This is a genomic window from Phenylobacterium sp. (assembly GCF_031412415.1).
In the GTDB taxonomy this organism is placed as follows: Bacteria; Pseudomonadota; Alphaproteobacteria; order Caulobacterales; family Caulobacteraceae; genus Phenylobacterium.
On sequence record NZ_JANOCX010000020.1, the window covers coordinates 1 to 11593 of the forward strand.

Annotated in this window: 14 protein-coding genes; 10 read left to right on the forward strand and 4 right to left on the reverse strand. The window is 69.3% G+C overall.

Annotation, left to right across the window (positions count from 1 at the left end; translation table 11 throughout):
- The 9 genes from RMO04_RS00915 to tilS all read left to right on the forward strand — a co-directional run.
- A partial coding sequence (locus RMO04_RS00915) for a Holliday junction DNA helicase RuvB C-terminal domain-containing protein (RefSeq protein WP_309642917.1) occupies nucleotides 1-636 on the forward strand: 636 nt, incomplete at its 5' end.
- Nucleotides 629-1069, forward strand: coding sequence for a YbgC/FadM family acyl-CoA thioesterase (locus RMO04_RS00920; RefSeq protein WP_309642918.1), 441 nt, complete (start codon nucleotides 629-631; stop codon nucleotides 1067-1069). The genes RMO04_RS00915 and RMO04_RS00920, both read left to right, overlap by 8 nt.
- 99 nt (nucleotides 1070-1168) lie before the next feature.
- Nucleotides 1169-1870: a protein TolQ gene (gene tolQ, locus RMO04_RS00925; protein ID WP_309642919.1), complete on the forward strand. Its 702-nt coding sequence runs from the start codon at nucleotides 1169-1171 to the stop codon at nucleotides 1868-1870.
- A gap of 3 nt (nucleotides 1871-1873) precedes the next feature.
- Nucleotides 1874-2356, forward strand: coding sequence for a protein TolR (tolR, locus tag RMO04_RS00930; protein WP_309642920.1), 483 nt, complete (start codon nucleotides 1874-1876; stop codon nucleotides 2354-2356).
- Nucleotides 2357-2363: 7 nt separating this feature from the next.
- Nucleotides 2364-3161 carry an energy transducer TonB gene (locus RMO04_RS00935; RefSeq protein ID WP_309642921.1) on the forward strand — a complete coding sequence of 266 codons (798 nt, stop codon included), beginning with the start codon at nucleotides 2364-2366 and terminating at the stop codon, nucleotides 3159-3161.
- Nucleotides 3162-3181: 20 nt separating this feature from the next.
- Entirely contained in the window at nucleotides 3182-4477 is a 1296-nt protein-coding gene (gene tolB, locus RMO04_RS00940; RefSeq protein ID WP_309642922.1) for a Tol-Pal system beta propeller repeat protein TolB, read from the forward strand.
- 189 nt (nucleotides 4478-4666) lie between these two features.
- The gene (gene pal, locus RMO04_RS00945) at nucleotides 4667-5155 is read left to right on the forward strand and encodes a peptidoglycan-associated lipoprotein Pal (RefSeq protein ID WP_309642930.1); all 489 of its coding nucleotides are present in this window, start codon (nucleotides 4667-4669) and stop codon (nucleotides 5153-5155) included.
- Nucleotides 5156-5270: 115 nt separating this feature from the next.
- Nucleotides 5271-6107: a tol-pal system protein YbgF gene (gene ybgF / locus RMO04_RS00950; protein WP_309642923.1), complete on the forward strand. Its 837-nt coding sequence runs from the start codon at nucleotides 5271-5273 to the stop codon at nucleotides 6105-6107.
- Complete coding sequence (gene tilS, locus RMO04_RS00955) at nucleotides 6095-7342, forward strand: tRNA lysidine(34) synthetase TilS (protein ID WP_309642924.1); 1248 nt, start codon at nucleotides 6095-6097, stop codon at nucleotides 7340-7342. The genes ybgF and tilS overlap by 13 nt, the downstream gene beginning before the upstream one ends.
- Here the strand turns inward: tilS and RMO04_RS00960 are convergent.
- On the reverse strand, nucleotides 7339-8190 hold the full coding sequence (locus RMO04_RS00960) for an alpha/beta hydrolase (RefSeq protein ID WP_309642925.1): 852 nt from the start codon (nucleotides 8188-8190) through the stop codon (nucleotides 7339-7341). The genes tilS and RMO04_RS00960 overlap by 4 nt on opposite strands.
- 69 nt (nucleotides 8191-8259) lie before the next feature.
- Here RMO04_RS00960 and RMO04_RS00965 point away from each other — a divergent pair, with 69 nt between their 5' ends.
- Nucleotides 8260-8661: a hypothetical protein gene (locus RMO04_RS00965; protein ID WP_309642926.1), complete on the forward strand. Its 402-nt coding sequence runs from the start codon at nucleotides 8260-8262 to the stop codon at nucleotides 8659-8661.
- Here the strand turns inward: RMO04_RS00965 and RMO04_RS00970 are convergent.
- The 3 genes from RMO04_RS00970 to RMO04_RS00980 form a co-directional block, all read right to left on the reverse strand.
- Nucleotides 8658-9521 (reverse strand): M23 family metallopeptidase, encoded by an 864-nt coding sequence (locus RMO04_RS00970; RefSeq protein ID WP_309642927.1) that lies wholly within the window; start codon nucleotides 9519-9521, stop codon nucleotides 8658-8660. The two genes, RMO04_RS00965 and RMO04_RS00970, sit on opposite strands and share 4 nt — an antisense overlap.
- A 203-nt stretch (nucleotides 9522-9724) precedes the next feature.
- Nucleotides 9725-11143: an NAD(P)(+) transhydrogenase (Re/Si-specific) subunit beta gene (locus RMO04_RS00975; protein WP_309642928.1), complete on the reverse strand. Its 1419-nt coding sequence runs from the start codon at nucleotides 11141-11143 to the stop codon at nucleotides 9725-9727.
- The gene (locus RMO04_RS00980; protein ID WP_309642929.1) at nucleotides 11140-11484 is read right to left on the reverse strand and encodes an NAD(P) transhydrogenase subunit alpha; all 345 of its coding nucleotides are present in this window, start codon (nucleotides 11482-11484) and stop codon (nucleotides 11140-11142) included. Before RMO04_RS00980 ends, RMO04_RS00975 begins: the two co-directional genes overlap by 4 nt.
- Nucleotides 11485-11593: the final 109 nt, after the last annotated feature.

An 11593-nucleotide genomic window follows, 5' to 3' on the forward strand; every position in this document is an offset into this window, starting at 1 on the left:
ATGATCGGCGAGGGGCCGTCCGCCCGCTCCATCCGCATCGATCTGGCGCCCTTCACCCTGGTGGCGGCGACCACGCGGGCGGGCCTGCTGGCCACGCCCCTGCGCGACCGGTTCGGCATCCCCCTGCGCCTGGAGTTCTACACTCACGCCGAGCTCGCCAAGGTGCTGACCCAGACGGCGCTCAAGATGGGCCTGAGCCTCGCCCCCGACGGCGCGGCCGAGATCGCCGCCCGCGCCCGGGGCACGCCGCGCGTGGGCGGCCGCCTGCTGCGCCGGGTCCGCGACGTCGCCGCCGCCGCCGGGGGGGAGATCATCGACGGCAAGGCCGCCGCCCGGGCGCTCGCCCGCCTCGACGTCGACCCCGCGGGCCTGGACGCCCTCGACCGCCGCTACCTCACCGCCCTGATCGACAACTATGGCGGCGGCCCGGCCGGGGTCGAGACCCTGGCCTACGCCATCGCCGAGGCCCGCGACGCGGTGGAGGATGTGATCGAGCCCTTCCTGCTGCAGCAGGGCTTCATCCAGCGCACCCCCCGTGGCCGCATGGCCTGCTCCAAGGCCTATAGCCACCTCGGTCTCACCCCGCCGCCCCAGATCGCCGCCGGCGGCCAAGCCACGCTGTTCGAGGATGAGTAACGCGCCCGAGCCCTCCGCCGGCCATATCGAGGGCCGTGAGCACCTGCTGCCGGTGCGGATCTATTACGAGGACACCGACTTCACCGGCATCGTCTACCACGCCAACTATGTCCGCTATTTCGAGCGCGGGCGGAGCGACTTCCTGCGACTGGCGGGGGTGCGTCACGCGGCCTTGCAGGAGATGGACGCAGCCTTCGCCATCGTGCGGATGGCGCTGGACTTCAAGCGGCCCGCCCGCATCGACGACGCGCTCATCGTGCACACCACCTATGACAGCGCCCGTGGGCCCCGACTGTTCATCGGCCAGCGGATTTTCCGTGGGCCCGACCTGATCTGCGCGGCCCAGGTGGAGGCCGCCTGCATCGACCTGGCCGGGCGCCCCCGCAAGCCGCCGGCCGGCATGCTGGAACAGTTGCGCCCCTACTTCGCTTGATGGGTCCGCGTTAAGTCGCGGTTAACCTAAAATGGCGGCCTTAAGATCGCCACCGCGACAGGTTTGAAGACCAGGCCCGCCGCTAGTCTTGGAGCCCGCATGGACGCCGCGCCGATCACCGCCGACAGCTTTACATTCATCAACCTGTTCCTCCGCGCCGACTGGGTCGTGAAGGGCGTGATGATCGGGCTGATCCTGGCCTCGTTGTGGTCCTGGACGGTGATCCTGGACAAGCTTTTCCGTCTGACGGCGCTCAACCGCCAGGCCGACGCCTTCGAGGATGAGGTGGCCTCCGGCCGCCCGCTGGAGGAGATCGCCGTCGACGCCGGCGAGCGCCCCGCCCACGCCCTGCCAAGGATGCTCCAAGGGGCCCTGAAGGAGTGGCGAGAGGCCCGCCAGAGGGGCGTGAGCAGCGAGACCCAGGCCGCTTTCCTGATCCAACGCATCGACCGCCAGCTGGACACGACCATCGCCCGCGAAAGCGCCCGCGTCGAAACCGGCCTCAGCTCCCTCGCCATCGTGGCCACCGCCTCCCCCTTCGTCGGCCTGTTCGGGACGGTCTGGGGCATCATGAAAGCCTTCCAGGCCATCGCCATCGAGAAGTCCACCAACCTCGCCGTGGTCGCCCCCTCGATCGCCGAAGCCCTGTTCGCCACGGCCGTCGGGCTGATCGCCGCCATCCCAGCCTATATCGCATACAACCGGTTTTCGTCCGATGTCGGACGATATGCGGCACGGCTCGAGGGGTTCGCGGACGACCTGTCGACAGCGATCCAACGTCGCCTGGCGGAGCGGGGCTAAGCCATGGCGCTCTCTGCTCACGACGCCTTTTCCGCCACCGGTGGGTCGCGCCGCCGGCGAGGCCGACGGAGCCGCGGCGCCCTGGCCGAGATCAACGTCACGCCGCTGGTGGACGTCATGCTGGTGCTGCTGATCATTTTCATGGTCTCGGCCCCTCTGCTGACGGTGGGGGTGGAGGTCGAGCTGCCCAAGACCGAGGCCGACGCCATGGAGGACGACTCCGAACCGCTCACCGTCTCCATCCGCCAGGACGGCTCGCTCTACATCCAGGAGGATCAGGTTCCGTTCTCCGGAATGGCGCCGCGCCTTCGCGCCATGGTGGGCGAGACCACCACCAAGCCGATCTATGTCCGCGCCGACGGCAAGGCCTCGTACGAGACGGTGGCCCAGGTGATGGCGGCGTTGTCGACCTCTGGCTTCACCTCGATCAACCTGATCACCGACACGGGCGGCCCCTCCTCGGGCGGCGACGCCCCCAAGCGCTGAGGCCGGCATGGCGGCGCGGAGCAACGAATTCTCCCCGGCGATGATCGCTTCGGTGCTGCTGCACCTGGGGGTCTTCGGCCTGGCCTTCGTGTCGTGGCCGTGGACGCGCGACCTGGCCGTGGGCGCCTCGGTGCCGATCAACATCGTCTCCAACGCCCCCGACACCAATCTGAGGCCAGCCATCCAGGCGCCCGAGGAGCAGACCGCTCAGACCGAACAGCCCGTCCCCGACGCCCCGCCGGAGGCCGCCGCGCCCGATCCGACGCCGGTCCCCACGCCGCCCGCGCCAAAGCCCGCGCCAGCGCCGCCACCCAAGCCTGTGCAGAAGGCGCCCGTGAAGCCGGCGCCCAAGCCTCAGAAGGCCGCGGGTCTCGACCTGGACGCCCTGGCCGCCGACGTGGCCAAGGCGCAGAAGTCGTCCGGCTCACGGAGTTCATCGGCGCCCAAAGGCCCCGCCCGCGCCGAGACCGCCAAGGTCGCGCGTCCCGACCTGGGAGATGGCATGGCGGCCAATGCGCTGAAGGGGCTGGCCGACGAACTGCAACGGCGCTGGAACCCCAACTGCGAGGTCGAGGGCGGCCGCACGGTCAAGGTGCGGGTGACCTTCACACTGGGCGCCGGCGGCCAGGTCGTCGGCCAGGTCGAGGCCGGCGGCAAGGAACGCTCGGCCAACGCCGTCGAACAGGCCGCCGCCGAACGCGCCATCCGGGCGGTCCACCAGGCCGCCCCCTTCAAGACCCTGCCCCGCGACTTCTACGGCGACCGCATCGCGGTCAACTTCAACGCCGCAGAGGCCTGTTCCTAGGCCTTCAGGAGAAACCTTCGATGCGATTGAAAACCCTAGTCCTGGCGATGATGGCGACCTTCGCCTTGTCCCTGGCCGGCGTCGGCCCAGCGGCGGCGCAGATCGAGGTTGACGTCAATCGGGGCGACGTTCAGCCCCTGCCCATCGCCATCCCGGGCTTCAGCGGAGAGCGGGGCGCGGAGATCGCCCAGGTCATCAACGGCAACCTGGAACGCTCGGGCCTGTTCCGGCCCATCGACCAGAACGCCTTCGTCGAAAAGACCATGGACGTGAACGTCCAACCCCGCTTCCCCGATTGGAAAGCGATCAACGCTCAGGCCCTGGTCAACGGCCAGGTGACCGTCGAGAGCGGCCGCCTGACCGTCAATTTCCGCCTGTGGGACGTCTATTCCGAGCAGCAGCTCCTGGGCCTGCAGTTCACCTCCACGACGGAGAACTGGCGGCGCGTGGCGCACAAGATCTCCGACGCCGTCTATGAGCGGCTGACCGGGGAGAAGGGCTACTTCGACACCCGCATCGTGTTCGTGTCCGAGAGCGGCGGTCGCGTGGGGAAGGTCAAGCGGCTGGGGATCATGGACCAGGACGGCGCCAATCCCAGCTATCTCACCGACGGCTCCTACACCGTGATGACGCCGCGCTTCTCCTCGACCAGTCAGGAGATCACCTACATGGCCCTGCGGCCGGAGGGGTCGTCGATCTACCTGTTCAACCTGGAGACCGCCCGCCGCGAGACCCTCGGAAACTTCCCCGGCATGGTCTACGCCCCGCGCTTCTCGCCCGATGGCGGACGCGTGGCGTTCTCTGTGGAGCGCAACGGCAACAGCGACATCTATGTGATGAACCTGCGCAATCGCGCCGCCGCGCGGCTGACCTCGGACCCCTCCATCGAGACCTCGCCCTCCTTCTCCCCGGACGGGACGCGGATCGTCTACAACTCCGACCGCGGAGGCTCGCCGCAGCTCTACGTCATGGGCGCCGACGGTTCCGGCCCCAAGCGCATCTCCTTTGGCTCGGGGCGTTACACCACGCCGGTCTGGAGCCCGGTCGGCGACTTCATCGCCTTCACCAAGCAGGTGGGCGGCCAGTTCCACATCGGGGTGATGAAGCCGGACGGGTCGGACGAGCGCCTGCTGACCACCAGCTATCTCGACGAGGGCCCCACCTGGGCGCCGAACGGGCGGGTGCTGATGTTCAGCCGTGAAACGCCTGGCGGCGCCCCGCGTTTGTGGACGGTGGACGTCACGGGACGGATCCTGCGGCCTGCTCCCTATCCCGGCGCGGCCTCGGACCCCGCGTGGTCGCCGTTGCTGAATTAGTCGTTTGAGGTATTGGCGCGCGAAGGCGCCATCACCGGATTGTTAGGCCTTCAAAAAGCCGAATAGGTGCAGGTACTCGGAATGTCTGGGAACCCGCTGTCGTAAACATCAGAAGGAGAAGCCCACGTGCAGAGCTTCAACACCAAGGGCGCCGTTCGACTGGCCCTGATCGCCACCGCGGCGCTGTCGATGACAGCCTGCGCGTCGAAGCCCAAGCCTACGCCGGTCGCCCCTACCGCCCCGCCCTCCACGCCGGCGCCGATGACGCCGCCGACCGGCGCCCCCGCGCCGCCGCCCGTGGGCGTGGTCCCCGGCTCGGCCCAGGACTTCGTCATCAACGCGGGCGATCGGATCTATTTCGACCTCGACTCCTATTCGATCCGCGAAGACGCGACGCCGATCCTCGACGCCCAGGCCGCTTGGCTGGTCCGCTATCCGTCGGTTCAGGTCCGCGTCGAAGGCAACGCCGACGAACGCGGCACCCGCGAATACAACCTCGCTCTCGGCTCACGCCGGGCCAACTCCGTGCGTGAACACCTGGTGTCGCGCGGCGTGGCGCCCAGCCGCCTCTCCACCGTCTCGTTCGGCAAGGAAAAGCCGATCGACGGCGGCTCGAGCGAAGAGTCCCATCAGCGTAACCGCAACGCCGCCACGGCCATCACCGGCGGCGCGCGCTAAGACACCGCCGATACGCGGGAGGGGGCCTTTCGGCCCCCTCTTTGCGTTTCGACGCGAACTCCCGTTTGCTGCGGGAGCCGCATTTTGGTCGTCCGATCCAGGTTAGACTGACGCCATGATCCTCCGCCGCCTCGCCCTGCCCCTCGCGCTCGCGCTGATCGCCACCACGGCGCTCGCCCAGACGCCGATAGATCCCCTGGACACGCGCGACGCGCGGCGTCTCGATCGCATGGAGCAGGTGATGCGCGAGCTGCGCGCCATCGTCTTCCAGGGCCGCGACTCCGGCAAGCCGGTGGTGATCCAGCCCGCAGAGACCGACTATCAACTCCAGGAGCTGACCCGTCGCTTGGGCGAACTGGAACAGAGCCTCACGCGCATGACTGGCGACCTGGAGACCGCGAACCGTGACGGCGAGGTCGCCCGGCGCGAGAACGAGGTGCTCAAGGGACAGATCAAGAGCCTCTCCGACAAGATCGCCGCTCTGGAAACCCGCACCGCTGCCGCGGAGGTTCCCGTTGACGCCGGAGCGCCCGCGCCGGAACTCTCGGGCGCCCCGCCGATGCAGACCGCCACCGAGACGTTCAACCAGGCGCGCCAGTTGATGCTGAGCGGCGACTATGACGGGGCGGAGGCCGGCTTCCGCGCCTATGTCGCCCGCTACGGCGACAGCCTGAAGGCGCCGGAGGCGCGCTACTGGCTGGGTAAGACCCTCTCGGCCCGCGCGGCGCACGCCGACGCGGCCGGCGCCTATATCGGCGCGATCCGCGGCTGGCCCGCCACGCCCTGGGCGCCGGACGCCGTGGTCGAGCTGGCCCGCGCCCTGATCCAGATCAAGAAGCCGGTCGACGCCTGCCAGACCCTGGCGGAGTTCGCGCGCCGATATCCCAAGGCCGCGCCCGCCGTGCAGAACCGCGCCGCCGCCGCGCGCAGCCAAGCCAAGTGCGCGGCCTAGCCCGCCCCGACGACGATCTCGGCTGCGGCGCTGTCTTCGAACGCCGCCTGCGCGTCGGCGGCGACCAACCCGTCGCCGTCGCCGTCTCTGGCGGTGGCGACTCCCTCGCCCTCGCCCTCATCGCCGACGCCTGGGCCCGAGCCCACGGTCGTCGGCTGCTGATCCTCACCGTCGATCATGGCCTGGGTCCCCTCAGCCGCGATTGGACCCAGGCCTGCGCCGATCTCGCCAACCGGCTGCGGGCCGGGTTCCAGGCGCTGACCTGGACGGGCCGGAAGCCCGCCACCGGCCTGCCGGCCGCCGCGCGGGAAGCGCGCCACCGGTTGATCGCCACCGCCGCGCGCGATGCCGGAGCGCAGGTCGTGCTGTTGGGCCACACCGCCAGCGACCGCGCTGAGGCTGATGTCATGCGGCGCGGCGGCGCGACAACGCCCAGCCCCCGAGAATGGGCGCCTTCGCCGGTCTGGCCCGAGGGCCGCGACGTCTTCCTTCTGCGCCCGCTGCTTGGCGCCGGGCGCGCCGAGATCCGGGCCTGGCTTACCGCGCGGGGCGAGACCTGGATCGACGACCCGGCCAACGACGACCCGCGCTTCGCCCGCGCCCGGGCGCGGCAGGCCCTGGGGACCAGGGTGATGAGCTGCGCCGAACATGTCGCGTCATCGGCGAGGCCGGCCGAGCTGGCCATGGTCGCCCGCGCCGAGGCGGGTCTGCTGGCCGTTGCGCGCGACGCTCTACGCCAGGGCGATGTCGCGGCCTTCGTCGGCGCCGCCTGCCTCTGCGCGGCTGGCACCTCGCGGCCACCGCGCGCTGACCGCACCGGGCGGCTGGCGGAGCGGCTGCAGGGCTCGGAGACCTTCACGACGAGCCTGTCCGGCGCCCGCGTCGAGGCCGCCGAGACGGAGGTCCGGTTCATGCGCGAGCCCGGTGAGATGACGCGCCGCGGCCTCAAGCCCCTCAGCCTGGCGCCCGGGCTTGCCGAGGTCTGGGACGGACGTTTCGAGATCGCCGCCGATCATGCGGTGACGATCCTGCCGCTCGCTGGCCTCGCCGCGCGCCTGCCGTCCGACCAACGCCAGGGCCTGACCAGCCTCCCGCCCAGCGCCCGCCAAGGCCTGCCGGTGGTGGTGGACGGCGATAGGGTCGACCTGGCCGACGGCCTGCGCGGCGTCACCGTCCGACCCCTGGCCCACGCTCGGCTGCTGGCCGCCTGCGGTGCGGTCGAACGCGAGCCCTAAGCGGAAAGCACGTGCTCCACGCCCTTGACGATCGGGTCGGCGAACCGCTTGCCCAGCAGGCTGGCGTGGTTGGCGCCGCGCACGTGGTCCACATAGCCGCGCCGCGACGCCAGGGCCGGAGCGACCTGTAGCTGCTTCAGGGGCGCGGAAAGCCGTACGTCGCCCGCGGTGACCACCGCCACCGGCAGGTCCGGATCGAAGGGCGCGCGGCCCATCTGCGAGGTGCGCGGCCACTGCTGGACCTCCTCGGCCGCCCACTTGGTATGGACCGCCGAGCCGTAGACACGCCGCTTCTCGGCTGAGGCCTCACCCTCCAGGCCGATGAGATCGCCGATCACCAGCGAAACCGGGCGCATGAAGCCGGCCCCAGACCACATGCCGACAAGCTTCATCGCGCCGCGATAGGCGTGGACGGCGCCGGCCGCGCTCCTGACGTCCATGACCTCCGGGGTGACCGCGTCGACGAGCACGACACCGAGGATCCTATCGCGATGGCGCGGGGTGAACACCCGCAGCAGCAGGCCGCCCATGGAGTGGCCGACCATCACATACGGACCGCGCTCGCCGAGCCGATCCAGCAGGAGGCCAAGGTCGTCGGCGATCGCCGCGCCATCCCGCGGCGCGGGGCCGGGATCGGAATAGCCCAGGCCCGCGCGGTCGTAGGCGAGGCTGGCGAGTCCCTTGGCCGTCAGCCGATCCTGCACCACGGCCCAGTCGGCGGCGCAGCCGAAGGCTCCGCATTCCAGGACGACCAGTGGCGCGGCGCCACTCGGCCCGCTGCGAACCGCGCGCAGGCGCCGGCCGCCGATGTCCACAAGCTCGCCGCGATTGGGATGGAAGCCGGTCATCGAACGAACTTGAGCATGGGAGAAAACTAGCCGAGTTTGCGGGCCGAAATCGAGACGAGGATGTCGGAAATGTTGCGGCTGATCCTGGGCGTGGTGCTGGGCGTGTTCGTCGGGATGTTGGTCACCGCCGTCGTCGAGGGCATGGGCCACACGATCTTCCCGCCGCCGCCGGGCGTGAACCTAACCGATCCGGCCCAGCTCGCCACCGTGATGTCCAAGATACCGGCGGAGGCCAAGGCCGCCGTCCTGCTGGCCTGGTTCCTGGGCATTCTGTTCGGGGCCTCGACCGGCAATCTCGTGAACGGACGTCGCCCCTGGGCGGGGCGGATCGTCGCTCTGACCCTGTTCGCCTTCGCGGTCTGGACCATGACCATGATCCCGCATCCGCTGTGGTTCATGGCCGCCGCGCCCATGTGCGCCCTGGTGGCCGCCTTCGCCGCGGAGCGGGCCTTCGGGCGCCCGCGCGCCTAGCCCACGGTCGGGATGGCGGGCGGGCCTGAAACCGCGATGTCGCTCGTAACCGTGGCGCTGACGTCGACCGCCGCTTCGTCCGCTGTTCTCGGCGCGAACTTTAGCGTGGCGCGGGGGCGCTCGCCCTTGGCCAGCTTCGACGCCTCGACCGGCACTTCCATCAGCTTGCGCTTGCTCTGCGGGATGAAGGACACCTGCGCCACGCGCACGCGTCGCGAATAGCGGGCCGCGGTTTGAAGGGGCAGGTCCTGCGCGGTGGCGAAGTCGCGGCCGATGAAGGCCACGGGATTCAGCGGCCGGTCATCCTGGCGGATCTCGAAGTGGACGTGAGGGCCGGTGGAGGTTCCGCTGGAGCCGATCTTGCCGATCGTCCGGCCGCCCAGGACCGCGACGCCGGGCTTGGCGCGCGGGTCGATGCGGCCAAGGTGCGCATAGAAGCTGACCAGCCCCTCGGCGTGCTTCACCTCGACGAAACGGCCATAGCTGGGACTGTTCCCGGTCTGGGTGATGACCCCATCGGCCACCGACACCACCGGCACGCCCACCGGCGCTGCGATATCGACGCCCTCGTGCAGCCGACCGTGCTTTTCCCAGGGCATGCGGCGCAGGCCGAAGGGAGAGTTGATCGGATAGCCCGGCACCGGTTCGCCCACTTCCAACAGCGGGGGCGGGGGCGGATCGACGGGAACGGCGGCGGTGGCCGCCACGACGCGTGGATTGGCTTCCACCCGCTGGGGCGCCAGGTCGTCGGCGGCGGCGTAGGCGGCTGTGACGGCGCTAAGAGTCAGGCCAGCCACCAGGGCCGCCTCGATTGAAATATGGCGCAGGCGGCCAAACGCCGCCAGGAAAGTCAAATTCAAGAAAACCCTCATCCAGTACAGTCGAGCTTTTTGTCGGCCTGCTAGAGGTCAAGCGGCCAAGCTTCGACAGTTCGCTACAATGTCGCGGCGCTGTCTGGCGGTTCTTCTGGACGAAAACGTGGCGAAGTTAACCTTTTGGCGCGGACACATTGTCTCGCGCGAAATTCAACCTCGACTATACAACGCCTGTGAGGCGCTCCACCTCACAGGCCCTTGAGGATTCCCTCGACCATCTTCTTGGCGTCACCGAACAGCATCATGGTGTTGTCGCGGAAGAACAGTTCGTTCTCCACCCCGGCGTAGCCGCTGCTCATCCCGCGCTTCACGAACAGCACGGTGCGGGCCTTTTCCACGTCCAGGATTGGCATACCGTAGATGGCGCTGGTCTTGTCGGTCTTGGCGGCGGGATTGGTGACGTCGTTGGCGCCGATCACGAAGGCCACGTCGGCCACCGGGAACTCGGCATTGATGTCCTCCAGCTCGAAGACCTCGTCATAGGGGACGTTGGCCTCGGCCAGCAGCACGTTCATGTGGCCCGGCATCCGGCCGGCGACGGGATGGATGGCGTACTTCACCTCGACGCCCTCCTCCTTCAGCTTGTCGGCCATCTCGCGCAGCGCATGCTGGGCCTGGGAGACGGCCATGCCGTAGCCCGGGACGATGATCACCTTGCTGGCGTTCTTCATGATGAAGGCCGCGTCCTCGGCGGAGCCCTGCTTCACCGGCCGGGTCTCGGCCTTGGCGCCGCCGGCCGCGGCGCTGTCGTCTGCGCCGAAGCCGCCCAGGATGACCGAGACGAAGCTGCGGTTCATCGCCTTGCACATGATGTAGCTGAGGATCGCCCCCGACGAACCAACGAGCGCGCCGGTGATGATCAGCGTCACGTTCTCCAGGGTGAAGCCCAGCGCCGCCGCGGCCCAGCCGGAATAGGAGTTCAGCATGGAGACCACGACGGGCATGTCGGCGCCGCCGATGGGAATGATCAGGGTGATCCCGACCAGTAGGGCGAGGGCGAAGATGCCCCAGAAGGCCCAGATCGCCTGCCCGCCACTCATGACCAGCACCACGATCAGGGCGACGATGGCCAGCGCGATGACGATGTTCAGCAAGTGGCGGGCAGGCAACAGGATTGGCGCGCCGCTCATATTGCCGTTCAGCTTGGCGAAGGCGATCACCGAGCCGGTGAAGGTCACCGCCCCGATGGCGAGGCCCAGCGAAAGCTCGATCAGCGAAGTGGCGTGGACGGTTCCGTCCTCGCCCATGATGCCGTAGGCGGCCGGCGTGTAGATGGCGGCGACGGCGACCAGGCAGGCGGCCATGCCCACCAGGCTGTGGAAGGCGGCGACCAGCTGCGGCATGGAGGTCATGGCGTTCTTGCGGGCGATCACCGCGCCCACCGCGCCGCCGACAGCCACGCCGCCGACGATCAGGCCCAGCGTCAGGGCGTCCAGCGCGCCCTGGCCCCACAAGGTCAGCAGCGCGGTGCCGACCGCGATGGCCATGCCGATCATGCCGTTGCGGTTGCCCGCTTGGCTGGTGGTGGGGCTGGAGAGGCCGCGCAGGGCCAGGATGAACAGGATGCCCGAGACGATGTAGGCGATGGCCGCGATGTTGGCGTTCACTTCGCGGCGTCCTTCTGCACGGGCTTTTCTTTCTTCTTGTACATCGCCAGCATCCGCTGGGTGACCAGGAAGCCGCCGAAGATGTTGACGGCGGCGAAGGCCGCGGCGATCGCGCCGGCGCCCTTCGAGATCATGATGCTTCCGGTGAGCGCCCCACCGTCGGGGCTGTGGGCGGCGGCGGCCAGCAGGGCGCCGACGATGATCACCGAGGAGATAGCGTTCGTCACCGCCATGAGCGGGGTGTGCAGGGCGGGTGTCACGCTCCAGACGACGTAGTAGCCGACGAAGATCGCCAGCACGAAGATCGCCAGACGGAAAACTGTGGGGTCGACGGCGTCCATCGGTTCCTCCTTGGGATCTAGCTGTTCAGCGAGGGGTGGACGACGGCGCCGCCCTGGGTGACCAGAGCCGCCTTGAGGATCTCGTCCTCCAGGTCGGGGGCGAGCTTGC